At 44.9% G+C, this 26,329-nt stretch carries 28 protein-coding genes; 8 read left to right on the forward strand and 20 right to left on the reverse strand.

The window, feature by feature from the left end; all coding sequences use genetic code 11:
• From HQK80_07550 to HQK80_07600, 11 genes are all read right to left on the reverse strand, one after another.
• Nucleotides 1-693: restriction endonuclease (locus HQK80_07550; protein ID MBF0222069.1), on the reverse strand; the 693-nt coding region annotated here is incomplete at its 3' end.
• A gap of 481 nt (nt 694-1,174) precedes the next feature.
• Complete coding sequence (locus tag HQK80_07555; GenBank protein ID MBF0222070.1) at nt 1,175-1,513, reverse strand: hypothetical protein; 339 nt, start codon at nt 1,511-1,513, stop codon at nt 1,175-1,177.
• Nucleotides 1,514-1,774: 261 nt separating this feature from the next.
• Nucleotides 1,775-2,083, reverse strand: a complete 309-nt coding sequence (locus HQK80_07560) for a hypothetical protein (GenBank protein ID MBF0222071.1) — start codon at nt 2,081-2,083, stop codon at nt 1,775-1,777.
• A gap of 2 nt (nt 2,084-2,085) precedes the next feature.
• Complete coding sequence (locus HQK80_07565; GenBank protein MBF0222072.1) at nt 2,086-2,325, reverse strand: hypothetical protein; 240 nt, start codon at nt 2,323-2,325, stop codon at nt 2,086-2,088.
• A gap of 119 nt (nt 2,326-2,444) precedes the next feature.
• Nucleotides 2,445-2,867 (reverse strand): hypothetical protein, encoded by a 423-nt coding sequence (locus HQK80_07570; GenBank protein ID MBF0222073.1) that lies wholly within the window; start codon nt 2,865-2,867, stop codon nt 2,445-2,447.
• A gap of 155 nt (nt 2,868-3,022) precedes the next feature.
• Nucleotides 3,023-3,760 carry a hypothetical protein gene (locus tag HQK80_07575; protein MBF0222074.1) on the reverse strand — a complete coding sequence of 246 codons (738 nt, stop codon included), beginning with the start codon at nt 3,758-3,760 and terminating at the stop codon, nt 3,023-3,025.
• A gap of 520 nt (nt 3,761-4,280) precedes the next feature.
• Nucleotides 4,281-6,062, reverse strand: coding sequence for a KamA family radical SAM protein (locus HQK80_07580; GenBank protein ID MBF0222075.1), 1,782 nt, complete (start codon nt 6,060-6,062; stop codon nt 4,281-4,283).
• A 532-nt stretch (nt 6,063-6,594) separates the two neighbouring features.
• The gene (locus HQK80_07585; GenBank protein MBF0222076.1) at nt 6,595-7,521 is read right to left on the reverse strand and encodes an Hsp33 family molecular chaperone HslO; all 927 of its coding nucleotides are present in this window, start codon (nt 7,519-7,521) and stop codon (nt 6,595-6,597) included.
• The gene (locus HQK80_07590; GenBank protein MBF0222077.1) at nt 7,514-8,395 is read right to left on the reverse strand and encodes an NAD(P)-dependent oxidoreductase; all 882 of its coding nucleotides are present in this window, start codon (nt 8,393-8,395) and stop codon (nt 7,514-7,516) included. Before HQK80_07590 ends, HQK80_07585 begins: the two co-directional genes overlap by 8 nt.
• Before the next feature lie 60 nt (nt 8,396-8,455).
• Nucleotides 8,456-9,550, reverse strand: coding sequence for a hypothetical protein (locus tag HQK80_07595; protein ID MBF0222078.1), 1,095 nt, complete (start codon nt 9,548-9,550; stop codon nt 8,456-8,458).
• Nucleotides 9,551-9,570: 20 nt separating this feature from the next.
• A complete protein-coding gene (locus HQK80_07600) occupies nt 9,571-9,783 on the reverse strand; it encodes a hypothetical protein (protein MBF0222079.1) in 213 nt (70 codons plus the stop codon).
• A 447-nt stretch (nt 9,784-10,230) separates the two neighbouring features.
• Between HQK80_07600 and HQK80_07605 the strand changes: the two genes are divergently transcribed.
• The 3 genes from HQK80_07605 (at nt 10,231) to HQK80_07615 (ending at nt 12,304) form a co-directional block, all read left to right on the forward strand.
• Complete coding sequence (locus HQK80_07605; protein ID MBF0222080.1) at nt 10,231-10,617, forward strand: pyridoxamine 5'-phosphate oxidase family protein; 387 nt, start codon at nt 10,231-10,233, stop codon at nt 10,615-10,617.
• 60 nt (nt 10,618-10,677) lie between these two features.
• Nucleotides 10,678-11,352: a DUF1722 domain-containing protein gene (locus HQK80_07610; protein MBF0222081.1), complete on the forward strand. Its 675-nt coding sequence runs from the start codon at nt 10,678-10,680 to the stop codon at nt 11,350-11,352.
• Nucleotides 11,353-11,425: 73 nt separating this feature from the next.
• Entirely contained in the window at nt 11,426-12,304 is an 879-nt protein-coding gene (locus HQK80_07615; protein MBF0222082.1) for a TIGR01777 family protein, read from the forward strand.
• 27 nt (nt 12,305-12,331) lie between these two features.
• Here HQK80_07615 and HQK80_07620 read toward each other — a convergent pair whose 3' ends face one another.
• The 5 genes from HQK80_07620 to HQK80_07640 all read right to left on the reverse strand — a co-directional run bounded on the left by HQK80_07620 (nt 12,332) and on the right by HQK80_07640 (nt 16,242).
• Nucleotides 12,332-12,790: a hypothetical protein gene (locus HQK80_07620; GenBank protein MBF0222083.1), complete on the reverse strand. Its 459-nt coding sequence runs from the start codon at nt 12,788-12,790 to the stop codon at nt 12,332-12,334.
• A gap of 26 nt (nt 12,791-12,816) precedes the next feature.
• Complete coding sequence (floA, locus tag HQK80_07625; GenBank protein ID MBF0222084.1) at nt 12,817-13,815, reverse strand: flotillin-like protein FloA; 999 nt, start codon at nt 13,813-13,815, stop codon at nt 12,817-12,819.
• Nucleotides 13,816-13,874: 59 nt separating this feature from the next.
• A complete protein-coding gene (locus HQK80_07630; protein ID MBF0222085.1) occupies nt 13,875-14,372 on the reverse strand; it encodes a serine protease in 498 nt (165 codons plus the stop codon).
• Nucleotides 14,373-14,381: 9 nt separating this feature from the next.
• Nucleotides 14,382-15,878, reverse strand: a complete 1,497-nt coding sequence (locus HQK80_07635; GenBank protein MBF0222086.1) for an ATP-dependent Clp protease proteolytic subunit — start codon at nt 15,876-15,878, stop codon at nt 14,382-14,384.
• Between the two features lie 82 nt (nt 15,879-15,960).
• The gene (locus HQK80_07640) at nt 15,961-16,242 is read right to left on the reverse strand and encodes a hypothetical protein (protein MBF0222087.1); all 282 of its coding nucleotides are present in this window, start codon (nt 16,240-16,242) and stop codon (nt 15,961-15,963) included.
• 247 nt (nt 16,243-16,489) lie between these two features.
• Here HQK80_07640 and HQK80_07645 point away from each other — a divergent pair, with 247 nt between their 5' ends.
• Entirely contained in the window at nt 16,490-18,127 is a 1,638-nt protein-coding gene (locus HQK80_07645) for a YcaO-like family protein (protein ID MBF0222088.1), read from the forward strand.
• Nucleotides 18,128-18,166: 39 nt separating this feature from the next.
• Here the strand turns inward: HQK80_07645 and HQK80_07650 are convergent, their stop codons facing one another.
• The 4 genes from HQK80_07650 to HQK80_07665 form a co-directional block, all read right to left on the reverse strand.
• A complete protein-coding gene (locus HQK80_07650) occupies nt 18,167-19,516 on the reverse strand; it encodes a hypothetical protein (protein ID MBF0222089.1) in 1,350 nt (449 codons plus the stop codon).
• A gap of 79 nt (nt 19,517-19,595) precedes the next feature.
• Entirely contained in the window at nt 19,596-19,832 is a 237-nt protein-coding gene (locus HQK80_07655) for an RNA-binding protein (protein MBF0222090.1), read from the reverse strand.
• A gap of 62 nt (nt 19,833-19,894) precedes the next feature.
• The gene (locus tag HQK80_07660) at nt 19,895-20,233 is read right to left on the reverse strand and encodes a YkgJ family cysteine cluster protein (GenBank protein MBF0222091.1); all 339 of its coding nucleotides are present in this window, start codon (nt 20,231-20,233) and stop codon (nt 19,895-19,897) included.
• Nucleotides 20,234-20,371: 138 nt separating this feature from the next.
• A complete protein-coding gene (locus tag HQK80_07665) occupies nt 20,372-20,566 on the reverse strand; it encodes a hypothetical protein (GenBank protein MBF0222092.1) in 195 nt (64 codons plus the stop codon).
• A 444-nt stretch (nt 20,567-21,010) separates the two neighbouring features.
• Between HQK80_07665 and HQK80_07670 the strand changes: the two genes are divergently transcribed.
• The 4 genes from HQK80_07670 (at nt 21,011) to HQK80_07685 (ending at nt 26,102) form a co-directional block, all read left to right on the forward strand.
• Nucleotides 21,011-22,804 (forward strand): DUF342 domain-containing protein, encoded by a 1,794-nt coding sequence (locus HQK80_07670; GenBank protein ID MBF0222093.1) that lies wholly within the window; start codon nt 21,011-21,013, stop codon nt 22,802-22,804.
• Between the two features lie 210 nt (nt 22,805-23,014).
• The gene (locus HQK80_07675; GenBank protein MBF0222094.1) at nt 23,015-23,482 is read left to right on the forward strand and encodes a hypothetical protein; all 468 of its coding nucleotides are present in this window, start codon (nt 23,015-23,017) and stop codon (nt 23,480-23,482) included.
• Between the two features lie 175 nt (nt 23,483-23,657).
• Nucleotides 23,658-24,407: an SDR family oxidoreductase gene (locus HQK80_07680; protein ID MBF0222095.1), complete on the forward strand. Its 750-nt coding sequence runs from the start codon at nt 23,658-23,660 to the stop codon at nt 24,405-24,407.
• Between the two features lie 72 nt (nt 24,408-24,479).
• Nucleotides 24,480-26,102, forward strand: coding sequence for an ABC-F family ATP-binding cassette domain-containing protein (locus tag HQK80_07685; GenBank protein MBF0222096.1), 1,623 nt, complete (start codon nt 24,480-24,482; stop codon nt 26,100-26,102).
• The last annotated feature ends 227 nt before the right edge of the window (nt 26,103-26,329 follow it).

A 26,329-nucleotide genomic window follows, 5' to 3' on the forward strand; every position in this document is an offset into this window, starting at 1 on the left:
CTTCTGTATTTCGGGACGCCCTACAGAGCCCTTCCATCTCTTGGCCTGGATATAGATTACATCAAGGCCCAGCTTGTCTTCCTTAATAATGCCATCGATTCCTTCATCCCCGCTACGGCCCATGGCTTTACCAGCATCCTTAATCGAGCCTCCATAACCCATTTTGACCAAGAGCTTTACCACCAATTGTTCAAAGAACTCAGGGGTGTTGCTTGAGGTATAAGAAAGAAGTTCGCTAGCCAAACTGCTGCGAAGTTCTTGGTATGCGTTTTCAAATATTTCTTCAGGAGTGGAGGTACGTTCCTCATTATTGGCACTGACATTGTCATCTTCTTTACTTTGCATGCCGCTGGGATTATGGAAGTCCACAAACTCTGGATACTCCTTTAACTGGTTGACGCGAATAGTTGTCGGGTTCGTATCGAGTAACTCCTTCCCTCGCTTTGTAATTCGAAAAAATCCCCGTTTGGGCCTCTCCAGGAGAAGTGCCTTGGCCAGATATACATTGGCCCATGCGACCCGGTTCTTGAAAGTGGTCTGCTTTCCGCTGGGCAACATTTCGCGCAGGTCAGCATCACTCATCTTGAAATTTTCCGACATCACGACATAAGCATCTTTCAAACTATGCGTTTCGCCGTCTGCGCTGAATTTCAAGAGCGGCAAAAAGAAGGACTGAAAATCGGGTACGGCCACGGTGTTTCTCCTGCAAGTTAAATGGCAAAGTTAAATGGGGTCAGAGTAAAATTAAAGAACAGCTTGGGTCGAGCTTGACATTCCCACTAAGCGTCAAGTCCACATATCTCCTGAGGAGATTTCCCGTTTAGGTTGATGTCAAAAGCAGGGCATACATGGAAGAGGTAAAGGGGGACACTTCCCCTATTTGTTATCGCGCTCTGCACCCCTACTTGGTCGCCCTGATATTACGATTCAGAAACTGAGCATAGACCAAATTTGTCAACCCTATACCCCGCCAGTGAACTTTCAGTATGAGGAACAACCAACAGGTGGTTATCCTTCAAGCACCTGGACTATGACGCGGGCATAGTTGGCATGTGGGGAATTTAACTTGAAAGAGAACAGGGGTTAATAAATACGGGAAGTGTCCCTTGTTTCTCCCACCTATTATTGCCTAATTTCTTGAGCAAAACATATCACTCCATGCGTAACCCTGGCGCTAAATAACATGGTTGCGAACAAAATTTATATATTCTATCCGGCCATCAGTTCTTCTTTGGATAGATCTATATATCGCAGCCAAAACCTTCACCAGTTCTTTTTCAGAAATATCATCAAGATCACCCTTGATCACCAGAGATAAGAAATCGAAACCGGCCGTATGCAGTGGGTCACTTGCACGGGGCTCTTCATCGTTGAAATGATATTGATCCATTAAGAGTTCTACTATCCGGGCAGCATCGCTATCCGTCACAAGTTCGTCATTGTCATAGTAGAATTGTACTATCGCTGATTCAATAACGTTAGAAATGCCCGGTAAAACCATACTATTAGACATCTCTTGAGTTTCATAGAATGGCACCTTCCTGTAATTTCTCGTATGCTCAGGATCTTTGTAAAAAGAACAACCATCACACTTGTCTTTACTTCGTGATTGACCACAACATAGGCTGCAAATAAATGTCTCAGTGGCCTTACACTTTCTTTTTCCTTTCCGGGCGTTACATGCTGTACATTTTTCCATATTGAATTTCTTGTAATGGGGATATGAATCAGTCTAGATTCTTGTTGAGTGTCCGTGCGGACAGACACGTATAGATTATATCTTTGTCATTTCTTTGTGTGCGTTGTTTTCAGCTTTTTTTCTTGTTTTATCTTCCACCGATTGCTCAATAGATGTTACTCTGTCTGGTTTTCTCTTTTTGAAGCGTTTGAAGTAAATGTCTTCGATGAACTCTGCTAGTGGGAGCTTCCATAATTGTTTTTCAGAGTTGCTAAGACTACCTAATTTTTTTGGATTTAAAGCAAGTTCCCTGGCCATCTGAATTTGGGTATGACTCAAGTTATATTTATTCCTTGCCTCAATCCATGGCCTTAACTTGTTTGGGATAAATCCTTTTTTGAGCATTTCTAATCCTTTTTTATTTCTCGAAAATACAATTGTTTTTCTTTTTTTGTTAGCTGTTTTTCGATTGGCTGAGAATCGATGTCATAAAATGTAATTCTTTTGAGTAGGTTTTCTGGCTTATCTGAGAGAGCAATAACAACTCCTTCTGTGTTCTTCAAAACTCGCCAATAACCGCCCATTAAGCCACTCGGAGGTAATGCAATTATACTGTTTGTGCTTTCCGGTCGGCGAAGTATATGCATTAAAGCTTTGGCTGCCTCCTTTCGATAGGAATTTATAGTTATGAATTTGTTTTGATGCCTCTCAATACTGATCCCGAAGAATTTTTCAATTTCTTCATCTAAAATAGGGATCTCGTAGATTATTGGGCCGTTACATTTTTCTTATAGACTGATATCAGCTTTGACATAAGTTGATTCACAGTGCAACCCTCGATATCTGCCAATTCATTGAGCTTTTTGAAATTTACGGATGAAATTTTCGTGTCCAATATCTTCCTTGAACCATCATTCCAGTGGAGCACTTTACGACCATCAAGTATGAATATATTAGGATAATCCTTTACAGCTTTCTTTTTTGTTTCATTCCACGCAACAGTAATATCTCGTGTCGCCGCCATCTGGCCTACAATGCCCATGTTTGCCACAATTGTTTCTTTTAATCTGGTTGTTCCTGTTGGGAGCTGAAGAAGTATTTCAAGCATCGCACTTGACAATTTACTTTTTGATATGGCAACACCTACGCCGACACGTCTCATACCCGCAAACATTTTTTTATTAAACATTAGAACCTCCTTTGAGCCTGGTTAAAACTTTCAATATTTTTCCCCAAATTAAGTGGTACATAAAATCATCATACCGCTACTAACGCTTGATACTTAAGGATCTGGCGAATCAATGGCTCGATAATGCTGTCGCCATTTGATTGTAATGTCAAATTTCAAAATAACTTTAACTGGGACGGTGTTTGTTTTTCCGTATGTTTTTTTCGCTTAGGTGTCCACCCTTTTTTTATAGCAACCCCAGAGACTATAGCTGCTGTCCAGTCGTTTCCAGTGCTTGTTTTGTATCCTTTTTCGTTAAGAAGAACAGCGATTTTCTTTTTCGTATCCCCCTTTTCAAGATATTCTTTGATTAGAGAAACAGCTTCCTCGAATTGCTGTTTATATCGTTCATAAACTGATAAAGGCTTTGGGGCTGTGTCGTCGGGTTTATTTGCCTCTGCTATTCTTTGATATTCTTCAATTTTCTTTTGCTCTGTCTCAAGTTTTTTTAAATAGATATCCTTCATCTCATCATAAACATGACAATCAGATGAACACAGAGCTTTGAAGATATTGTTTTCGCAGTTGCAAGAAAATTGGATGTCACTACGATGGATATAATTGATAGATGACTTGGTACTATGACGAATTTGCGATGCTGAACTTGAAGAAATTATGGAAAGGACATCTACGCAGTAGCATGTCAGCCAATCACGATAGATATCTGTTTTAAGACCAACAAGTTTACACCAAGAAGCAAGAAAGAGGGTTATTTCATGACGGCACGCCGGTCCAAAACTATCATCAGTAAATCTATCCAGGGAGAGACCATTCGTAACAAGATCCTTAATACAAATAAACGGTTCTCTCGTTTTTTCATTTACAATGATATCCATTAGTTTCTGTAGGTGCATTAGTGTTCTCCGCTAGAATGGTTGATACTACTATTATCCCTCTCTAGCTAACTTCTTTCCAGAGAAATCTCAAACCTTATTCTTGTCACAATTACTTGTTGATGTGGCCTTGGTGGCCAAGTCATAGCCGGCCCTGCCTACCGTGGGGTAAAGGGGGACACTTCCCCTATTTGTTATCGCGCTCTGCACCCCTTATTTGGTCGCCATTATCTTACGATTCAGATACTGTGCATAGACCAAATTTGTCAACCCTATACCCTGCGCCAGTGAACTTTCAGTATGCGGAACAACCAACAGGTGGTTATCCATCAAGCACCAGGACTATGACGCGGGCATAGTTGGCATGTGGGGAATTTAACTTGAAAGAGAACAGGGGTTAATAAATACGGGAAGTGTCCCTTGTTTCTCCATTCTATATATGGACATGAGGGAGAAGCCCTTAAAGCAATAAAGCAACAACATCTCCTTTGTCTCTAGACAAGCATAAGCGTAAGACGTCTAGCAAACAACCACTAAGGCACTAGAAATAATACCAGATCGTGTCATAATACTGCAGGTTCTCCCCATCTTTTTCAAGCCTTTTTAAGTAGTCCAGAATTGGCACATCAATGGAAGAGTAAGTGTTCGTTTTATTGGATAAATTTTTCTCCCAGGAATAGAACTCGTACACTCTGGCGCCATTCGGCAAGATCGAAAGAAGATCTCGATGATCTCTTGATTTGAGATAATTCTTCCCCAGCCTCGGCACGTTAAAGACTGCTTCATCTGTCCTTTCCAGGCCGGGCAACAGCCGTGCCTCTTCCTGCTGTTCCATGACCAGTCTTGAAATGGGGACACGATAGGCCAGCGTCTCATCTTTTCCTTTTGTGTTAAAAGTATAGTATGGGTCAATTCCGATCAAACGTAGGTGTCTTCGCAGGGCTGAAGCCTCAAATCTCTTGGAAACAAAATAGGTGTATACCAACTGGTTGTACACAGGGAGTCCACGGGAGCGCAGACGTTCCACCGCTTTGACGAGTTCAGGTGTGATTTCATAAGGGGTTTGGATATGAGTGGTAATGGCCACCTCCCGTCTTCCCAACTCCCGGAACTGTGCAAGAATATCAGCCAGATCGGCTGTAATGCGCATTGGCATGGTAACAGGTATACGGGTGCCAATTCGTATTCTGTCAACAGTCGGAATATCAGCTATTTTAGCAAGTATGTTGGATATTGTTACATCGCCCATAGCAAGTGGATCGCCGCCTGTTATGAGAACCTCGTGTATGGTTGGATGTTCTTTGATCCATTTGATACCTGCATCGACCTGCTGCATGCCTGCAAATGCTTGTGGGGACATGGCATCATCAATTTCCCAGTTACGCTGACAGTAAACACAGATCTGTGGACAGGTATTGAAAGGTTTGAATATACAGATCGCCGGGTATCTTCGGGTAATCAGGTCGAAAGGCGACGTATCTTCCTCTCCCATAAAATCAAATCCAGATTTCTCTTTATAGGAAATGACTTGGGCCACATAATCGGCGGGAGGTAAAACTTGGGCTCTGATTGAAATGTCACGCCGGTTATGGTCGTCATCCATGAGTGAGAGATAATAAGGTGTAATTCCGAATGGAAGGTTATGGTTCCTGGCCGTTTTAACCGCCTTTTTTTCTTCTCTGCTCAGTTTAACGAGCTCCTGTAGAATTTCAGGATCTTTGAGAATATTTTTGATTTGCCAGTGCCAGTTCTGCCAATCATCCAATGAGGCATTTAATCTTGTAATAATTTTGTCGCGCCTTTTGTTCCGTCTGGCAATCGAACGCGTGTCAAGTCCGGTTTTATACTGACTAATTTTCTGATCAACTTCTGTGCGGATTTCATCCAGCTGTCGGGAACGATGAATTGCCGCAGGCCTTCCCTGATCATTTATGGCAGACAGATGGATGTTATCAAAAGACTTACGGGAGCCTTTGCCTTGAATTCCTAAAAGAAGATGGTGTAAATCCGCATAAAAGGCGGGAGTCAAATCGAGGCGCGGATTTTCATGAGCCATATCATAAATCGCTTGGGCCATAGAAAAACCGGCAAGGTCATCCGATCTTTTTTTTAGCATATTGCGAAGAACTTGTGAGGTATCACGAATACGGGCAAAAATTGCGGCATCTTGATCGTATGCTTCGGATGACTCGAGCTCAATGATGTACAGATGAGTGGCTAATTTTTTGCGCATCTGATCAAGATCTGTACTCTCTTTTGCAACGGCAAAAAAACGTGGGTTGATCAATTTTACTGCCTGAGGTGTGTATTCAAATGTATACATTGTACCTGTTTGTCCGGTTTTGCATCACAGGGATTTCATGTGCATGAAATGTCGTTGAAATTGAAAGGAAAAAGGGGCCAGATTAAATTTTTACGGGGTAAAGGTGGACACTTCCCCTATTTGTTATCGCGCTCTGCACCTCTTACTTGGTCGCCCTGATCTTACGATTCAGATACTGTGCATAGACCAAATTTATCAACCCTATACCCCGCGCCAGTGAACTTTCAGTATGCGGAACAACCAACAGGTTGTTATCCACCAAGTACCTGGGCTATGACGCGGGCATAGTTGGCATGTGGGGAAGTTAACTTGAAAAAGATCAGGGGTTAATAAATACGGGAAGTGTCCCTTGTTTCTCTTCTGGTGAAAAGATCTATTGCTTTTGCTCTCATTGCCTCTGGCGTCATAGTCCCCTTCTTTTTTTAGTTAAGAGCCTTGTTCTTTCCCTTAAGGTACTTATCAAAATTCTCGTAATAATCTGCGAAATGCTCCTCAAGCATTTTTTTGTATTCCGCTATGAAGTACTCAAATATTATGCATCGGTATTCATCAAATCTTCCTTGCTGAACTGATATACTGAGTTGCAATGATGGCAGCGCGTTTGCACAGGAAACGGACCATTCTCCAGCATATCCTTTCTTTCCTCTTCGGGCAGACTTTTTAAATACCCTGCCATTCTGTCCCTTGAGCATCTGCAGAAAAACTCAACACGGGTATTATTTAATATTTTCGGTTCAAGACTTGAAAACGTATCCATAAGTATCGCTTCTGGAGTTTGTCCCTTTGAAAACAGTTCACCTAATGAATCAATCTCCCGAATCACTTTTTCCGCCTCACTTACCATCGCAGGATCGACGCCCGGAAGGGCCTGGAGAAAAATTCCACCTGCGCCCTGAACCTCCCCATTACCATCAAAAAACACACTTAATTTAAATGCGGAAGGAAGCTGTTCTGAGACCAAGAAATAATTAGCCAGGTCCTCAGCAATGCTGCCGTACTCGAGCGCCACCTGCCCGGCGTAGGGAGCAGAGGCATTTTCCAGATATTGAGTCACCGTAAGAAAACCAGGTCCGAATAGTGCTGCCAGACTACCCATCTTTTGGGGATCTTCAACCTCTATGCGCTGTGTTTTAAGGTATCCCCGAACCTCGCCAAACACATTTGCTTCAACATCGAGCCCCTTTACAGGACCTGAACATTGTATCGTCATGCTTATCCTGTCATTCTTACCCTTGAGTCCCGAGCAAATAAGAGTTGCCGCAATATATGCCTGCCCCAGTATCAGAGTCTCCAACGGCCCTGTTTCATGGTTTGCCTGCATCTCTTTAACCATCTGGGTTGAGTGAACGACAGCCCCTTTGATCATACTGTCGGCCATAACAAACCGGTATATTTTATCCTTTGCCGAGGACTTAAGGCGTCCCTTAACATCCTTGTTGAAAATATCTTTTTTAATCATAGTTATATTTTGCCTCGATCACCTGTTTAATTGCTGCAAAATCAAGGTCGGCAAAACCCTGTTGCATCCCCTCACCATAGAGCTTCCGGAGTGTCTCGCCAATCTCTGCCGCCATACCGTTTTCTTGGGCAGTGGCCAGGATAAAATTCAAATCTTTATACATATGTTTAAATGGAAACTGCACGGGATAGTCTCCTGTTGTAAACATCTCCGCCTTTAAGTTGAACAATCCACAGCTGAGAGGCCCGGCTAACACCGTTTCAAGAATCGCATCTTTTGACAAACCGCATTTCTCACCAAGGGTTAAAGACTCGGCTAAGCCACTCACCATTGTGCATAAGAGAAGATTAACAACCATCTTCATAGTCGAAGCTGACCCAGCCTCACCACAATATACAACTTTTTTCCCCATTTTCAGAAAAACTGGTTCCAGGCTTTCAACCACCTCTTCAGGACCGCCGGCTAAAATAACAAGTGTTCCATCCTGGGCTGGTTTTTTTGAACCGGACACAGGTGCGTCAATCAGGAGAACACCGTTAGCAGCAAGTCTTTCGTTCAAGTCCTTTGTATAGGCTGGCGATACAGTGCTCATGTTAATGACCGTTCGACAAATTGACCCTGTGCCAATCAGGCCATTTCCCCCCCACAGTGTCGCCTCAATAGCCTCTGGTCCGGTCAACATCAGGATAACCGTTTCGTTGGTTTTGCCAACTGCCAGGGCTGATGTGACAACATCGGCACCTGAATCCCTAAGGGGCAGGGTTTTGCTCTCGGTTCTATTATAAACAGTAAGGGTAAAACCCCCTGAAATTAAGTTTTGAGCCATAGGTTCCCCCATGATCCCCATACCGACAAAACCAATTTCCTTGCCCATCTCTCACTCCATTTTTTGTAAATTAGTACTCTCGTAAATGATCATTAATGAACTGTCAACTTATAATTTGCTGTCCACGATAAGCCCTGTTTCGTTGGCAAGATTGGCCAGAATAGTCGTTAAATTCTCAAGTTCAAGCGACACATCATGTGTCAAGGAACAGAGTCCGGGAAAAGAGCAATCGTATACATCTAACTGAAATCCCGTTTCGTTCTGGGCAAGAACCAGATGAAGCGGTGAGCCTCTGGCAATCAGATCCTCGTTGGCCTTTTTAAGCATGTATTTAATAGATTTTACTGACGATGAGGCTGATGGCTGAGTCTGCCGGCGCGGCGTTTCCCTGCCCCTTTCCTGCGCCACCTGAACTTTGGGGCCATCGATACTTTGCACCCCTGCGACAGGTGATATAGGCTGAACTTGCTGACTCACGGGCTCGGGCTCCCCGGGAATCACTACCTGTTCTCTTACCTCATAAGCGGCCAGCGCATATGGTGTCCGGGAGGGATGCAAAAGAAATGGCAACGACGCCGGATTCAGGGCCTGGCTGGCTGGAAAATCAACACCAAGTTGCAAATCACTTGGCGTTTGACTCGATGTCGACAGCCCAACAGGCTGAGAGCCCCCAACAGTGTTCGCCGAGTTGGTTAGATTTTCAGAATTCTGAAAAGAACCACCAACCACTAAGGCTGCAGGTTGAGTTTCTGCCGGGGCTGGCAAACTACCTGATGTCCGGGGTTCAGAGGTAAGGCTTTGAACCGCTCCCCGCTCTACCGGCTTAGGTACCACACTACGTTCTTGGTCTTCACCAACAGAAACCAGATTCAAAGCCTGCTGACTCCCGACATCAAGCAACGGATTTTGACGAATCAGATTCAAGTTGTCAAACTCGGCCAAAGGTAAAATAGTATACGGTGTTGTATTTGGCAGTAACGGGTCTTGCGGTTCTGGTGGGGTGAACTTCAAATTTCGTAAGGTGTCGGTAATGAGCAGGGCGTTTTGGCCAGATACATTTTGGGCGATATCGGCCTCGGTGTTAATGCGCAATTGGTCAACAGTATTGAAGGCGTTAGAAGAGCCCAGCAGATCCCTACCCGGCTGATACTGAAAAACAGCCTGCAGAGGATAGGTAAGAAGACCAATTCTATTGAGTGCCATTTGCGTTTTTCTCTTTCAGGTTAAACAATTTTTGTGTCAAACAACTCGAACAGCATACCACACCTGAATTTACTTGCCTGATCGCAGATAAAAAGGTAGTTGATACCGACACAGTCCGCAGAACCAGTGAGCTTGTTCTCTTTGCCAAACTGCTGCCAGGACCTGTTAGTCTCGATAGCTCTATGGGCAGAGAGCGAATCGATGACCACTTTGTATATATTTTTATCTGCCATCAGCACCACGCAATGGTAGTTTTTATAATTAATTTACTATATTTTTTTACCTATTGTGTCAAAACAATTCCGACTTATTGTTGAAGGTAAGAGTACGACCGACAAAAACCTGATAAAGTACAAACCCCTCACACAAACCAATGAGGGGTTTTAAAGCATAAAAATAATTGGAGGCTCAACATGAAGGGCTGTAGCATACATGATTTTCTCGAAGAAATTAATCCGTGGTTACATAGTAGATACGTGAGAAAAGCCTTAACGGACGGAAAGGGCAATTTTATAATCTATTTTCTAGACGGGACAAAGAATACATACAAGATTACGGACTGCAACGAGAAACAGGTTGTCCGCGTTTTACGAGACTTGAGAAACATGGGTATCTCGACAGAACACTAGGCCATAAAGAACATAGAAAAAACATTACTGATAAAACAGGGGTGAAACACAATGAACCTTAAAGAATATTTTGAAACGAAAACAGGCACAGGGGTGCTTTCCACAGCTGACAGCGATGGAACTGTGAACACTGCAATATATTCAAAACCACATGTAGTAGAAGATGGCAGCGTGGCCTTTATAATGCGGGAGCGGTTGACTTATAGCAATTTACAATCAACTGATTCTGCCGCCTACCTTTTCATTGAAAGTGGCGGTGGGTACTCAGGAACACGCCTTTTGCTTAAAAAAACCGAAGAGAGCGTTGACGAAGCGCTTATAAAGAAAATGACCCGGCGGTCTCTCTCAGAAAAAGAAGATAAAGACAAAGGCCCCAAACATCTTGTCTACTTCCGTGTAGAAAAAACTCTGCCCTTGATTGGCGCCGGAGAAGAGTAACTTAACTGCCAGCGTAAGCAAAGCTGAATTTAGAGCTTTGCCAGGATAAGGCGCTCAAAAATGAGGATATGGGACGTTAATCCAGGTTTTTTGAATGACAAGAGTCTGCTTGGAGAGCATAGAGAGCTGCATGGTATCTTTTCTATCCTGACCAATGGCAAAAAAGGGTACTCGAGACATCCAGAAACATTACGCTGGCAAAACTGTATGGCAGCTCTCGTTGTGAGGCACGCACTACTGGTCTCGGAAATGCGTCTGCGAGACTTCAATCATCATAGCCCTTTAAGTGTGGGAAATCAGGAGCCAGTCTGGCCGAAAATTTTTATTGATTCTCCTGGACGTCAGTACAAGATATTGCACGACAAATACAGCAATAAGGCCTGTGGAAGAATTCCCCTTCCTAAAAACAGCCAAGAACTTTGGGCTCAACACAAGTACTCAGTAATGGCCAGAGACTATAAGCTGTACCAACAAATTGGCAGGCGTGTGGCAAAAAACTCAATTGCCTTTGATGAGTTAGCTCTCGGGTTCGTGTCTCTTCTGCAATCACCTCCATCAAACAAAGGGCTCCAGAACTCACTGCTCCATATGTGGGGTTATATCTCGAAATTTTCTGATCTTTCACCTACTAATCTCGCGCCCCACGAGCTTATACTAGAAATTCAGTCTCAATCCAAGCAGCACAAAGCCCAATATCTTCTATTTTCAACTGCATTAGGAGAGTTAGCCCTCTAATTTTATTGAAACTATTTGGGTGGCCCCACCTGAATAACTACATTTTTTATTTACCATTGATGGAGCAGAAATAATGCCAGGAGCCAAACACCAAAAAACAGTTGCCCTGACAGGCGCCACCGGGTTTGTCGGCACTTATCTGCAAAAAACATTAACAATAAAAGGCTGGAAAGTTATCCCGCTTGGCCGGATCGATTTTCAGTGTGAAGAGAGTGTTCTTGCCAAAAAAATAGCTGGCGTTGAGGTGATAATTAATCTGGCAGGCGCTCCAGTGCTCGGACGCTGGACAGAATCATTCAAAAAAAATCTTTACGACAGCAGAATAACCCTCACCACGAAACTTGTGAGGGCAATCTCATTAATGGAGAAAAAACCAGAGGCCTTTCTGTCTGCTTCAGCCATCGGGATTTACGCTTCAGAGGGAGATCACACTGAGGAAAATAACTACAGGGCCGATACATTTCTTGGAAACCTTGCCGGCGCCTGGGAAGATGCGGCTCTTGCTGCCGAAAGCCTCGGTGTCCGGGCAACTGTTTTGCGCTTAGGGGTTGTTTTGGGTAAGGATGGTGGTGCGTTACAGAAGATGCTGCCGGCATTCAAATTAGGCGTTGGAGGAACAATAGGCAGTGGAAAACAAGCCTTTTCCTGGATTCATCTTGAGGACTTAACCAAAGTGTTCGAGACTGTCATCTCCGACCAATCATGCCGCGGAATTTATAACGTGACGGCCCCAGAGCCTGCAACGAACAGGGAACTTACCAAAGAACTCGGAAGAATCTTATCAAGACCCACAATCCTGCCAGTACCGGAATTCGTACTCAATATCCTGTTTGGCGAAGGTGCCCAAATCCTGACCACCGGCCAAAAAGTCTACCCAAAAAGACTTTTAGACGCAGGCTTTTCTTTCAAATACCCTACTCTCAACTCTGCTCTGAAAGCGTGCCTTGCTTGAAATAAAAGTACATTGCCAACTGACCCGCTAACTATCCCGCAGACCAACTGGAGTACCAATAATTTCCGCCCAGATTACAGCCTTACGCAATTTCTTTTTAGAGAACTTAACTCCTGCCGCCTTTTTTCTTGACATAACTACCGTTGGCGACGGATCTTTTTTTATTTTTGCAGCAGGCTTTTGGACAACCTTACGACCAACAGGCCTGGCTGACTGGCTCTCGACCGGCTGACTTTCGGGAACCAGAGGAGGCACAAATTCATCACTATATGCAGGCGCTGGCCGCCACTGTGAGCCTTCACCATCAACTCTCAGTTCATTATCACCGGCTTCCTTCAGTGCCGCAATAAACTCCAGAACCCGTAACGTAAAACCTTTGTTTTCTTGCGGATTCTCTTTCTGTCGCGCACTAAACCTTTTGGCAAGAAAAGCAAAGGCCCAATAGGCTATAAAAATCAAGAGAAACAGAACTTCTTTTTTTTCCATATCGACACCTCAATCAATGGACTTCATTACTTGATTTTCTTAGTATCCTCGCAACTGCGCTCAACTTCATCTTCTCCGCCAATGACGCTGCGCATCTTGGTGTCTGCCACAATATTTTTCATTTTATAATAATCCATCACCCCCAGATTACCACTTCGAAAGGCCTCAGCCATAGCGAGTGGCACCTGGGCCTCTGCCTCCACAACCTTGGCCTGCATCTCTTGCACTCGAGCAGTCATCTCCTGCTCAACCGCAAAGGCCATGGCCCGTCTTTCCTCGGCCTTGGCCTGGGCGATTTTTTTATCAGCCTCAGCCCGATCGGTTTCAAGTTCGGCACCGATATTTTTACCAACATCCACATCGGCAATATCAATAGAGAGAATTTCGTAGGCAGTTCCGGCATCCAAACCTTTAGCAAGTACGGTTTTGGAAATCATGTCGGGATTTTCCAGCACCGATTTATGGGACACCGCCGAACCGATGGTAGAAACAATGCCCTCGCCGACTCGTGCCAGAATTGTTTCCTCTCCAGCACCACCAACCAACCTGTCAATGTTGGCACGAACTGTGATCAGGGCAATAGCTTTCAGCTGAATACCATCCTTGGCCATTGCGGTAACGTTTGGAGTTTGAATTACCTTTGGATTAACACTCATCTGGACGGCCTCAAGAACATTACGCCCAGCAAGATCGATTGCCGCTGCCTGATTAAACGCAAGCTCGATATTGGCTTTGTCTGCCGCGATTAAAGCCTGAACAACCCGCTGAACATCTCCACCAGCCAGATAGTGAGATTCTAGATTGTCAGTGGAAAGGTCAATTCCAGCCTTTACAGCCATGATTTTGGCCCCAACAACCATCTGGGGGGGCACCTTCCTAAAACGCATAAAAATAATACTCACCAACCCAACTCGTGCTCCTGAGACCAGAGCCTGAATCCACAACGCCAAGGCTGACCAGACAAAGTAGACCAACACCAGTGCTGCTGCACCAACCACCAGAACTCCAAGATTTGCAATATTCATAAACTCACCCCCTCATTGGCTACCAATGCTACCACCGTCGTATAACAGCGATACCACTGCTATTTTATTGTATTACTGTCATCAGGCTGCCGCGCTACCACAACCTGATTACCCCTCACTTTCACTACCATTATTTTACTGCCCTTATCTATATATTCTCCACGACTGACAACATCCACTCGTTGGTTATCAATGCGAGCCGGGCCGCTGGGCCGAAGATCAGCAAGAGCCTCTCCCGTCTTATTTACAAACAGTTCCAGATCCGGGTTCTGGGCTATCACACCCTCCTGACTGGAAAGAGTATTGTTTAATGTTGCAGGAGAATGCGCCAGCATTTTAAGGCCCCACGCGATAATAAATGGCAGGCCAATGATATCCGCTGCCAGAAAATAGCCCCCGGCCATGCTTGAAACATCCGAAAAAACAATAAACAGCGAATACCCGAACAAGCCAGCCGCAACCAGGCCCAGCAGTCCTCCGGATGGAATAAATATCTCCGCAAAAACAACAGCAACTCCGACAAGTTGCAGAATTATCGGCAAAACCATGGTTTTCATGTTTAATCCTCAACCATTGCCTTCATCAGGTACAGGCGCAACCACAACCCGGCTTCCTTTTACAGCTATGACCCTCACCACACTCCCTTTATCAATGAAAACACCCTCAGCAACCACGTCGATATTGCTATCACCGATATTCATCTTCCCGGCAGGGCGCAAGGCAGTGGCAGCCAGTCCGGTTTGCCCCACTGCAACCTGCATCGCTTCTTGAGCCGGCGCATGAGAGTCAGCCAGGGTATCGTCCAGGTACGGGCCTTGGACGTAGCGACCCAGTCGCGGCAGACCGTAACGGATAAAGGCCAGGGAGAGGAGAAACGAACCAACTAAGGCGATCAGAACCCTGGTCAGATTTGCCGCAAAAAGTTCTGCCTGCCATGGCATTGCTGGATCAGGCAGGACAAAATCCTGAAACGATAAAATTAACCCGGCCCCAATGAGCATAAAACCGGAGATTCCGGCAATGCCAAAGCCGGGAATAACAAAAACCTCAAAACCTAATAAAATAAGACCCAAGGCAAAAAGGATCAGCTCAAGGTTATCAGCCAGGCCAACAATATGCTGATTAAACAAAACAAGGCCCAGACAGATCAAGCCGGTAATCCCCGGCAGGCCGAAGCCGGGCGCTTTAAATTCAGTGTACAGTGCCGCCATTCCAATAATCATCAAAATTGGCGAAATCATGGCAATTCTTCTACCCCACGACTCTGCCCAGTTTTGCTCCAGCCGTACCAGGTCAAAATTTTTGATGTTCATTTTGCCAAGCATATCTTCTATGCTTTCAGCGGTCATCGTGGAAAAGCCAAGCTCATGGGCCTCAGCATCGTCCATGGTCAACAGCTCGTCCTTGGCCACCACCGTGGTCTTGCTCACTATCATTTTGGTTTCAGCCTCCGAAAGATCCGCCAGAGCCTCTGCGTCCAGATAAAGGGTTTTATCCGGGAATGAAACCCTGAAAACCTCCATTCTGGCACTCACCATTGATTCAGCTAGCGCGGGTGGATAGCCATTTTTACGGGCCAGAGTTCTAAATTTCGCCCGCAAGGGAGACTGAAATTTTTCACCGAGCATCTTGGCCTCATTCCCGTCAAATGAGATTGGCGCGCAATCGCCCAAGGTAGTACTGGGCCTCATCACCAGAGAGTTGCAGGAAAGCGCTATAAGGGCTCCTGCTGAAATGGCCTTGGTCTTCACAAAGGCGATCGATTGCCCCCTGCTGATACCCATCATGGTATCGACAATGTTCAAGGCTGCGTCAACACGGCCGCCAAAGGTATCAATCTCAAGAACGATAAGAGGCTCAGAAACGGAAGTCAGAGCATCAGCAACCGCCCTCTTGATATAGGCCGCCATCACTGGCTCCACATCACCAGAGACAGGAATAACGAAAACATTGGTGGTGCTCAGAGTCGTTTGCGGTAAAGGACCAGCCGAGTCTTTTGCTGTCAGGCTGAGAGGTATACCCATAAAAAAAACCACTACTATGGAAATCAGAGCGCTTTTCATAGGATACCCATTTTTACGAATTTATTCCTACGGCCGGATAACCACTCGAACAGAATACGACACCCTCTTCGCAAGGCGATGTTCATCTCTCATCGCCTAAGAGTTTAAGACCGAGCTTCTTCTTATAGTCATAAAACATCTCTTTGATCAGCTTCTCATGATTAAGTTCTTCAGCGGCCAGCAGGGCAAAGACTTTGCGCATCTCATCATTAACCGCAATCTCCTCACCCCTTTTATACAGATTATGGGCTGACTTTTCGCGGGCCATGGCATCTTCAAGAATTTTCAAAATCTCTTTTTCGGTTTCTCCGCCCATTGTTATCCCTGTAATTGTAGTTTTTGAGTTATGTTCATCCCAGCCCAACCCACTTCCCGAAAATCCGGCTGAAATCCTCCGGCATCCCTGTTTCGAAACTCATTGTCTTGCTGTTAAATGGGTAGTGCTTTGTGGTCAAACGGACTGTTTGGGACATAGAACTACCCTACATAGCGTTAATTTGAATGTCAACTGTTTCAGCATAGAGTAGATATCATAAAACTGTTACTCTTTTCGTGCATATTTGGCGAAAATAACTGCGCATTAGAATCTCAAGAGGAGAAACCAGGTACAGATGAATTTATTATCAAAAGATGCTCCCTTGGAAGAGTCAATAGCCAAGATGAAAGCTGTTCTGGCAGACATTGGCTGTGAAACTATTTTTTCCCACGAAAAGCACCCGCTCAAGAACTGCTACTCGGTCAATCTTGCCTCCGTTGAAGCACCAAATCATATCTACGCCAACGGCAAGGGTATTATTTCAGAGGCATCCATTGCCAGCGCCTTAGGTGAATATATCGAACGACTCCAGACTAACAACTTCTTTATCGACTTTCACCTGCCGGATCGAAAGTATTATCCAGACCAAGTTGCCTTTGAGTTTGGCGGGGCATATTTAAGTGATGAACTGCGCCTGATCTATAATCCCGACGGGGAACTTTCCGATGAAGACCTGGTTGATTACAATAGTGATTACCTCAATGCGATAGTTGCACTGCCCTTTGCCAAACGATCAACAGGGGAGATGGTCTATATTCCACTGAACATCTTGAGCAATCTGTACGTCAGCAACGGGATGGCAACTGGGAACACGCCACAAGAGGCACAGGTTCAAGCACTCAGTGAGATTTTCGAACGTTATGCCAAAATCGAAATCATTAAAAACGGCTATGCCCTACCCAAAATTCCCGATGCGATCATCGAGTCCTTTGAAGGACTGTACAGTGATGTTCTGGCCCTGCGTGAACTTGGATATATCGTTGAAGTTCTTGATGCATCCTTGGGGGGTAAGTACCCTGTCACTGCAATCTCTTTGATTAATCCGAAGAAATCATCCCTTTTTGTCTCCTTTGGCGCCCATCCAATTCTAAAAGTCTCCCTTGAACGGACCATGACTGAGTTAATGCAAGGTCGCGATTTAAAAAACCTGGATTCCTTTGAAGTACCTACCTTTGACATGAACTTTGTGTCTGGCAGTTTCAACCTTGAACTGCATTTTATCGACTCAAATGGCAAGTTGGGGTTTGGATTCTTAAGTTCAGCAAAAAGTTTTGAATACGCCCCATGGAACTATCAGGGTGAAGGTACCGAGGCCGAAAGCAACTTCCTGGCCTGCATCCTTTTAACCATGAACAAAGAGATATATCTGCGAGAATACAACTTCCTTGGCTTTTATTCGTGCCAGATACTTGTCCCTGGAATATCTGAAGTCTACCCCATAGATGACTTGATCTACAATAATAGAAATCGCGGCAAGTTGGTTCGCAACATGATTTTGCATTTTGAGGATTTCAACCCCGAGGAAATTTTAGAAAACATTGACTCTCTCGACGACTCCCTTAATGTCGAAAGCTATATCGGGGTTATTTTCGAAAACAGTTTCTCTATGCTTGAACTTAAAGCGCAAATACATCTGATTCTTGGCAACAGAGAAGAGGCCATAGCTGCCTTGGAGTCCGGCACTAATACGCTAGGTCATGTTGTCGCAGAACTCATCTGGATGGACAAAAAAAAGCTGATCTGGGAGGAGTATGAGAGTGCTCTGCTTACAATATTTGGACGGCAAAAAGTTGAAAAAGCCTTGCGTATAGTCAACGGCGAAGAGTTTCTGATAGACACAACACTTCATCCAAACTATCACAAAATGCTTGAAATGTATGACAAACTGGAGCGTAAAAAAACAACCACCCAGTTTTGCTGCCAGACCAGGTGATTTTCGGACAATGGCTTAGTGACCTTATTGCTAGCTGTGTTAACGACAGACCTTGACAAGTAACTGTTTCAAACGTTCGTGAGCCTCCTTGACATCCACAAGGCGGCCAAAAGCTTTAACCTCTTCAGCATTGGCAGAATTAAAACCACCACGCAAGGGGTGCCGACCGAGCAAAGCAGATACAAAGGCTCGATCCTGCTGATCGCCCGCTTCATCCAAATTTTCCGACTGTAAAGCATCCGAGAGATTATACCACTCACGAAACCGTGGTTCACGCAAGGCTTTTTGCGCTTCATGCTTAAGGGGTTGTGTCACAGTAAAGCCCTGCCGAAAAAGATCGGTCAGACACCAATCCGCCAGCAGATCACATGCTTTAGCCGCTGCCTCCGGCCCATCCAGCAGACAGTCTGATTCATGCTGAACTAAAAGTGATTCCAAGCCCAAAGAGATGGTGTCCCGGACCCGCTTAGCAATATCAGTAATCTGATTCGTATCGCTCGTCTTTTCACCGTAGGCGATTATGGCACTGTTTATTGCCCACACAACCTCCTGCTCCAGCCGGGATAAAAACTCCAGATCAGTAACCAGCGATAAGGCCCGCTGTAACAAAGTCGTTTCAATAAAGGGCGTGGCGTACAAAGATGGCACTCCGGTAAAGAGATCATGTACCGGTTTAAGAGGTCGGGGTACCGCACCATGACTGGTTGGCTTGGAGAACAAAACATTGGCCTCGTCCGGTGTCACAAAGCCGATATCCTGCATCCGGTTGTTGCGAACACGCAGAGCTTCTTCTTCAATCTGACTCTGCAAATCAACTCGGACCTCGCTAAGAAGTTGGTGAGTGGCAGCATTATCAAACATGTACATCGCATCCAACAAGGTAAACGGATGAACCTTCAAATCCAGCTCAGTTTTTAATTCCAAGAGGTAGAAGCCATCTGGGGTCATGGCCCTAGTTTTACTGTCCTCATCATCCTCATCCTGAGGTGGAACTTGATCTGTATCAGGGTCGTACACCGTGACGGTCTGGGCCAGGAATAGAAGCTGCACCACATAGTCCAGGCTAAAAAAAGTCTGCGCCAATGTTTCTGGGCCAGCAAGTGAAAAAACAGCCAGCCATTCATCAAGACTATCAGCAGCAAAGTCGTAACGATGCCAACAATCCAGATCAACACAGGTCTCCAACTGTTGCGGGCTTAACTGTAGCAGAACCGGCAGGGACTGACCCAGGCCAATCTCCCTGACAATATAGTACGCCTCTAAGGGCTCAAGTTCGGCAACATCCTCGGCCAGGTCTGTCGAGGCCAGAAGACGCTCACCCCGTCGTGCCAGAGCACGCGTCAGATCCGCTCGAAACGGTGTTAACTCTATAATATTGCTGTCGTCCATCTTCTCACGTCATTTTAAAAGGAATCGAAACTGCTCTTTGCAAAATCAGGCATTTCCCTTGGAGGCTGCGTTTATCGCTCTACTCAGCTTTTTTAACACGGATCTTACTGCCAGCCACATCCTGACCATTAAGTTTCTTCATCGCTACTTTGGCATCCCCAGGCTTTGGCATCTCAACAAAACCAAAGCCTTTTGAGTTGCCGGTTTCTTTATCAGTAACCAGGGTGCAGGATTGTACGGCCCCGTAGCTACTAAACATTTCAAGAAGTTCCGCTTCTGTGGTAGAGCGGCTAAGGTTTCGGACAAGCAATTTCATGGGATCACCTTGTGGTTTAAAAGTCTGGAAGGGTTAGAACAGTGTCAAGCTTAAGGATACCATTATCTTAGTCCTGCGGCGCCAGAAATCTCCATAAAAATCTTTCTTTTTGCCTCACAGACATCTTTCTGAATGAGTCTTGAAGGATAGTTTCTACAAATTTCCGGCCTGGCATCGTATACGCTACAAGAAAAAACGCCATTCCCTTCAACCAGAAAGCAGCATTCTCCATTTTTTTTAAATTGCAAAAAGTACTCTTCTACTGATCTACCTTTTTTATTTGTAAACAGATCAGGGTCTTTCCCCGTCTCTTTTTCAAGAGACCTTATTTCATTTTCGGAGAGATCAACAAGTGGATAATGCTTGCAGCATTCAGCACATTTTTTACATGTATCAGACAATATAACAATCTCAATTATTCAAATTTTGTTCGCGGTTTTCCATCATAAAAGCGTGCACAAACTGAAAAAACAAAAAAGCCATCCCCAGCAAATGTGAAGATGGCATGCGCAAAAGAAACTTCTTTGATTTAGGTGCCGTTAAAGTTGCTCAGCCTCTTTTTTCTCTCCGCAATGGCACTCACTACAAGTCAATCCCTCTTCATCTTGCCTATCAATCAAACGCCATTTGCCTTCCAAAATAAGGCTGTTATTTTGCTTTCGGCAGCTCTCACAAACCCAGAACTCCACATCATGGCCAGATTTATTATATGCAACGTATTGATATTGTTTCATTTCACAAAAAGGATTTAAAAGGATTGTAATCAGTACTTCATCTATCTGCCCACAAAAAAAGCTATAGTATAGTTCGTATACTGATGGGAGGTTAAACCCGAGTTCAGGCAGATTAGCAAGCTATATCGTTAAAGCAGGTTCGGTTGAAGTAGTCATAGTCCGGCAACAAAACTTCAGACTGTAATACCATAACTCATCATGCCACACTCCTTTCAGACAAACCCCGATGAACGGGATAAGTGCCTTTCGCAGAGTATTTTCTTGTAAAAAAAACAAGAAAATACTCTTTAAGGCACTAAAAGGTCTGCAAAAAAATGAGTGGTAATCACACCAGAAAACTTGTTAAATTTATTTCAGGACAAAATTTATTTTAAATCTGCCCAGCAAATGTATCTAATACATTCTGAATTTACAAGTAAACGGTTTTGACAAAGGGAACTTGCCATGGATTCTAACAACGAACGGAAATCAATGGCTGACGAAAATATTGATGCCCTTGTCACCAGGGTCGCAAAGTCCATTCACGCCTCAATTTCTCTGAATTTCACCACCACCAAAGCCAAAATGCGTCTTCCGAAAGTGCAAGACTGTGACCCTGAGATTTTAGCACTTGCCATTGAACGGCTTCTTACGCATTCGTTTAAGTTTAGCTTGCCGGGCAAAGTTCTCATGAAACTCAAAAATGGTGATTCGGTTAAGTTTTCAGTAAAACCTCAAAACGAGTTACCTCCCCTTACCATCATCGTTTTTTTGGATCCCAACAAACAGCAGTTACTTTCCATTCAAGGCTGTGAACCAACAAACGGACTTAACGGTTTCTCTGTCCTTGTTTTTCACTGGCAAAGAGAGTCTGGCTCGGTTGATGCCAAAGGCAATATCGACTTAAAAAAGGTCAATAACCTTCCCGCGGCAAGAGCTGGAGATCTCCTTGCCAAAATATATACACACACCGACGGCCATCCAGGTATAAACTGCTACGGTAAGCGCATTAATCAAGCCAACGGTATACCTATTGAGGTCAAATGGGATGAGGACAGTGTTGTTAAAACCGATGAACCCGTTGGCCTTGAAGATGAAGCAAGCTATCTGCTTCACGCTAGCAAAGGCGGAATCATTGAATATTCTCTTAGTCGGGAGAAAAACCCGAAAACTCTCAGCCGAATAGCTATTTTGGACACAATCACCATAAAAGGTGATGTTGATTACGGTGTCGGAGATCAAGGTGAGGTTGCGCACCCAGAGTTAGGCTGTGAATCGAATATCATAGTCGAGGGCAGCATTCGGGGTGTATTTTCAATACAATCAAAGGGGTTCATCAAGGTCAATAAAGCCATTGAAGGAACCGTTGTCGCCGATACCGTAGAAACCGATCTTATCACATTCGGCAGCTCGGTCACCGCCCACAAAAAACTCACCGCCGGCAGTATTATCAACGCAACTGTTAGGGCAGAAACAATTATTGTAAAGGAAAACACAAGCAACTCGGCCCTGCATGCCTCTGAAGAGATTGTTTTTGAACCCGGCACCACATGCATGAGCCTGAATGCCCACTCCCAAAAGCTCCTTTCACAATCCACCAACTTTTCCGGAGCTAACTGTTTTACACTTGGGGAAAAATTATTCTGTGAAGTTGAAAAAACTGCCTCCAGAGTAAAAGATCTAAACAAAAAAATTCACGAGCTTAGCGAACCACTTAAGCTTTTAGCTGAAACAGTTGTCGATCATCTGGCTATACTCAACTCCATCGTTCGAAAAAGGCTCGAAAAAATCCAGCCCGAGGCCATAGAAATTCTCGATATGATTAAAGCTGTTATCGTAGCAGGGTTTCATTCTGTGGAAACATCCATCGACGAGACAATCACTCCTGCTGCGTATCGTCTCCAAGTAATTTTAGGTGATAATAAATTCGATGATAGTGTCTTGCGCAAGGTGGATTTATTGCTCAAGTCTATCAATGCCTATCGCCAGAAAGAAGCGGAATTAGCCCCGCATGTCAGAGAAATCAATCCTCACCTGGACAAGCTGAGCGACCTTCGCAATCAACTCAACAATGAGATCACCGCAAAGTTCACCGATGTAAAACTGCTCAGTGCAAATTCAGAACTGCGAATTTATTGCGGTGAGGCAGAACAGATTTTCAGGCAGCAAGACCTGCCCGCAAATACCTTCACCCTGGAGTACTGTCCTCCCGATGACATTGAGAACTTACGCAAGGGAACTCTGAAGATTTCGCAATAGATCGGCACAAAGCCAATCAATCAATCAACCTACCTTTCATTTCTGCAATATTGCATTGCAATACCCTGCAATATTGCAATCATAATTCAGCTGCAATGCACCATTGATCCCATCCCCGCCCTTTAATAACATTAAATTTGGTGTTGGCACAAAGAGTGCATTTCTACCAAGACAAAGGCGAAAGCCAAAACATAAAAAGGGAGGACGGCTATGAAAACTCTAACAACTCAACAGAAACAAAGTGGACTATGGAAAACCGCAACATGTATGACCCTTTCTCTCTTTTACTTCGCCATGCTTGCGTACCCTTTTGGTGTCTCAGCCGAAGGGTTCAGAGCTGAGAGAATGCTTATTGCCGGAGTTATCTTCTTTGCGATTTCAATCCCTGCCTGGATTATTAACGTGAAGAGAGAGTTATTCACCACCGAAGAGGCTCAAGAAGCTGTAGCAGCGGTTGAGGCCAGAAATGTTCACAAGGTTACAAACATTGGCCAGCTTGCCATACTCAACAACTGGTTGACCCCAAAAGAGCTTAAACAGATCCTCTTCTGTCAGGAGTCCGATGAAAAGAAATTCGGTGAAGTTGCCATAAAGAGAAACTTCCTGACCATGTCTCAGGTAAAATCTCTTCTGCAAATGCAAGAAGAGCAACAGGTTTCAGCCCAGGCCCGCATCTGATCACAAAGCTGGCTAATCCAAGAGGCCATAGTTTCTTCAATAGGAACTATGGCCTTTTTTATTCCACCAGCTCCCATTCCAACAAAAAAACTCTTTCTGAAAACTGCTATTGAGTTTACTTTGACAACAACAACTTTACGCACAACTCAGATTTTTTTAAACCCACGAGAAAATAATGGCAAAAACGATTTTAATCACAGGCGCAACGTCCGGCTTTGGCAAGGCTTGCGCAAAATTATTTGCTCAAAATGGCAACAAACTCATTCTTACCGGCAGGCGCACTGACCGTTTGGAGGAACTGCGCCGGACTCTTGCCGTTGACGTACACATAATCACTCAAGATGTCCGAGACAAAAAGGCGGTACAGAATGACTTTGCCAACTTGCCCCCAGAGTTCCAGGAAATCGACATTCTGGTTAATAATGCCGGCCTTGCTCTTGGCCTGGTCCCTTCCCATGAAACAGATCTAGACCAATGGGAAACCATGGTGGACACCAACATAAAAGGGCTTCTGTACTGCACCCGCTTCATCCTGCCCGGCATGGTTGAGCGTAACAGGGGTCACATAATAAATGTTGGTTCAGTGGCCGGCAACTGGCCGTATCCCGGCGGCAATGTTTATGGCGCCACAAAGGCCTTTGTCAAACAGTTCTCAAACAATCTGCGGACCGACCTCTTGGGCACAAAAATTCGGGTAACAAACATTGAACCAGGTATGGCTGAAACAGAGTTTTCCATTGTACGCCTTGATGGCAAAGAAGAAAAAGCTGCCAAGATATATGAAGGAACCCAACCCCTCACCGCCGAAGATATTGCCAACATTATTTTCTGGGTAACCACGCAACCAGACCATGTTAATATCAACCGCATTGAAGTGATGCCCGTCTGCCAGAGTTGCGGCCCTTTCGCTATCAGCAGAGAGTAAAACACCCTGCCTGTCATAGTTACAACTCATAATCTTTTAATCTTTAATCGTTGTTCATACTGAAGGAAATCGATGATCCATCTTACCAATATTGCCATACAACACGGCTCACAAATCCTTTTTCAAAATGCCAGCCTGCAAATTCTGCCAGGAACAAGAACCGGTCTTGTCGGGCCAAATGGTGCCGGCAAAAGTACTGTTTTTCGTCTAATTACCGGTGAAGAAGAGACCGATACCGGCCAGATTTCATGTGGCAAAAATGTCGTAATCGGCCATTTTTCCCAAGAAGTAGGTGACATGCAAGGCCGTTCCGCTCTAGCAGAAGTAATGAGCGCCTCCTCTGATGTAGTCGCACTGGGCGAAACGATGCGTCAGATGGAAAGCGCCATGGCAGAGCCCATGGATGACGAGGCCATGACCGATCTTTTGGAGAAATACGGCAGCATAGCTGAGGAGTTTGAACATCGAGGTGGCTATGAATTAGAATCCAGAGCACAAGCAGTGCTCACCGGCCTGGGAATTGGCCCGGCTCGATACCTGGAGCCGGTGGAATCATTCAGCGGCGGCTGGAAGATGCGCATCGCCCTTGCAAAAATTCTTACCATCAATCCCGATGCGCTTTTGCTCGATGAGCCGACCAACCATCTCGACGTTGAATCAATCATCTGGCTTGAGAACTGGTTAGCAACAGAGTTCAAAGGGGCCATGTTGATGACCAGCCATGATCGTGACTTCATGAATCGTATTGTCTCCCGCATTATTGAGGTAGCAAACCAGACCATAACCACATACAACGGCAACTATGATTTTTACCTGCAGGAAAGAGAAGTTCGTCGCAACCAGCTACAGGCAAGTTATCGACGCAAACAGGAGATGCTTGCCAAAGAAGAAGAGTTCATCGCCAAATTTGCCGCCCGTGTTTCACACGCAGCTCAAGTTCAGTCTCGGGTCAAAAAACTTGAAAAGATAGACCGCATCGTCCTGCCGCCAGAACAAAGAACCATAAGACTCGAATTAAACGAACTGCCACGCAGTGGAGACGATGTGGTAAATATCGACAATCTCAGCAAACTATGGCCCCTCACGGATGGGGGCGAGCATAAAGTTTTCAGCGGTATCAACGGTGTCATCCGCAGAACACAAAAAATCGCAGTTGTTGGTGTTAACGGAGCCGGAAAGTCAACTTTCCTGAAGGTATTAGCGGGCATCACAAAACCGACAACCGGCAGCGCCACTATCGGTGCCAATGTCAGCATAGGCTATTTCAGCCAACACGCCATGGATGTACTCAACCCGGCCAGTACGGTTTTTGAAACCGTTCAAGCTGTGCTGCCCGAAGCCAACATCGGCTCTATCAGAAACCTTTGCGCCGCCTTCCTTTTCCAAGGTGACGAGGTCGACAAACAGATCAGCATACTCTCCGGTGGTGAAAAAAGCCGACTGGTGCTGGCAACATTACTGGGCCAGCCCCTCAACTTCCTGATTTTAGACGAACCGACTAACCACCTGGATATTCAATCACGAGATGTCCTGCTCCAGGCCTTGATACAGTTTACTGGCACAGTGATCCTGGTCAGCCATGATCGTCATTTCCTTCGTTCGTTAGTCAACAATGTTTTCTTTATAGATCACGGTGAGATGAGAATTTACGAGGGCAACTATCAATACTACCTGGAAAAAACAACCCAGGCTTGATGATTTTTAAGATATTATGGTTGTTCAACCAGCCGAAATACTTGCTAATCTCGTTTATTTTGGTACAAATACCCCTATGACCGTAAATGACTGTTGGATTTCATATTGCTGCTGAGGCAAACAATGCTGAGATTTTCTCTGGCAGGTCTGAATGTTTTATCAACTTTCTAATCGGTGGTGATATTTTTTCTTTATTACTCTGCGCTTCAAGCATTTTCTTATGTACC

It is taken from the genome of Desulfobulbaceae bacterium (assembly GCA_015231515.1).
GTDB lineage: Bacteria > Desulfobacterota > Desulfobulbia > Desulfobulbales > VMSU01 > JADGBM01.

Excerpts from the sequence above, each read along its gene's own strand:
- HQK80_07555 (MBF0222070.1), bottom strand. The coding sequence starts at position 1,513 with ATGTCTAATAGTATGGTTTTACCGGGCATTTCTAACGTTATTGAATCA.
- HQK80_07560 (MBF0222071.1), bottom strand. The coding sequence starts at position 2,083 with ATGCTCAAAAAAGGATTTATCCCAAACAAGTTAAGGCCATGGATTGAG.
- HQK80_07565 (MBF0222072.1), bottom strand. The coding sequence starts at position 2,325 with ATGCATATACTTCGCCGACCGGAAAGCACAAACAGTATAATTGCATTA.
- HQK80_07570 (MBF0222073.1), bottom strand. The coding sequence starts at position 2,867 with ATGTTTAATAAAAAAATGTTTGCGGGTATGAGACGTGTCGGCGTAGGT.
- HQK80_07575 (MBF0222074.1), bottom strand. The coding sequence starts at position 3,760 with ATGCACCTACAGAAACTAATGGATATCATTGTAAATGAAAAAACGAGA.
- HQK80_07580 (MBF0222075.1), bottom strand. The coding sequence starts at position 6,062 with ATGTATACATTTGAATACACACCTCAGGCAGTAAAATTGATCAACCCA.
- HQK80_07585 (MBF0222076.1), bottom strand. The coding sequence starts at position 7,521 with ATGATTAAAAAAGATATTTTCAACAAGGATGTTAAGGGACGCCTTAAG.
- HQK80_07590 (MBF0222077.1), bottom strand. The coding sequence starts at position 8,395 with ATGGGCAAGGAAATTGGTTTTGTCGGTATGGGGATCATGGGGGAACCT.
- HQK80_07595 (MBF0222078.1), bottom strand. The coding sequence starts at position 9,550 with ATGGCACTCAATAGAATTGGTCTTCTTACCTATCCTCTGCAGGCTGTT.
- HQK80_07600 (MBF0222079.1), bottom strand. The coding sequence starts at position 9,783 with ATGGCAGATAAAAATATATACAAAGTGGTCATCGATTCGCTCTCTGCC.
- HQK80_07605 (MBF0222080.1), top strand. The coding sequence starts at position 10,231 with ATGAACCTTAAAGAATATTTTGAAACGAAAACAGGCACAGGGGTGCTT.
- HQK80_07610 (MBF0222081.1), top strand. The coding sequence starts at position 10,678 with ATGAGGATATGGGACGTTAATCCAGGTTTTTTGAATGACAAGAGTCTG.
- HQK80_07615 (MBF0222082.1), top strand. The coding sequence starts at position 11,426 with ATGCCAGGAGCCAAACACCAAAAAACAGTTGCCCTGACAGGCGCCACC.
- HQK80_07620 (MBF0222083.1), bottom strand. The coding sequence starts at position 12,790 with ATGGAAAAAAAAGAAGTTCTGTTTCTCTTGATTTTTATAGCCTATTGG.
- floA (MBF0222084.1), bottom strand. The coding sequence starts at position 13,815 with ATGAATATTGCAAATCTTGGAGTTCTGGTGGTTGGTGCAGCAGCACTG.
- HQK80_07630 (MBF0222085.1), bottom strand. The coding sequence starts at position 14,372 with ATGAAAACCATGGTTTTGCCGATAATTCTGCAACTTGTCGGAGTTGCT.
- HQK80_07635 (MBF0222086.1), bottom strand. The coding sequence starts at position 15,878 with ATGAAAAGCGCTCTGATTTCCATAGTAGTGGTTTTTTTTATGGGTATA.
- HQK80_07645 (MBF0222088.1), top strand. The coding sequence starts at position 16,490 with ATGAATTTATTATCAAAAGATGCTCCCTTGGAAGAGTCAATAGCCAAG.
- HQK80_07650 (MBF0222089.1), bottom strand. The coding sequence starts at position 19,516 with ATGGACGACAGCAATATTATAGAGTTAACACCGTTTCGAGCGGATCTG.
- HQK80_07655 (MBF0222090.1), bottom strand. The coding sequence starts at position 19,832 with ATGAAATTGCTTGTCCGAAACCTTAGCCGCTCTACCACAGAAGCGGAA.
- HQK80_07665 (MBF0222092.1), bottom strand. The coding sequence starts at position 20,566 with ATGAAACAATATCAATACGTTGCATATAATAAATCTGGCCATGATGTG.
- HQK80_07670 (MBF0222093.1), top strand. The coding sequence starts at position 21,011 with ATGGATTCTAACAACGAACGGAAATCAATGGCTGACGAAAATATTGAT.
- HQK80_07675 (MBF0222094.1), top strand. The coding sequence starts at position 23,015 with ATGAAAACTCTAACAACTCAACAGAAACAAAGTGGACTATGGAAAACC.
- HQK80_07680 (MBF0222095.1), top strand. The coding sequence starts at position 23,658 with ATGGCAAAAACGATTTTAATCACAGGCGCAACGTCCGGCTTTGGCAAG.
- HQK80_07685 (MBF0222096.1), top strand. The coding sequence starts at position 24,480 with ATGATCCATCTTACCAATATTGCCATACAACACGGCTCACAAATCCTT.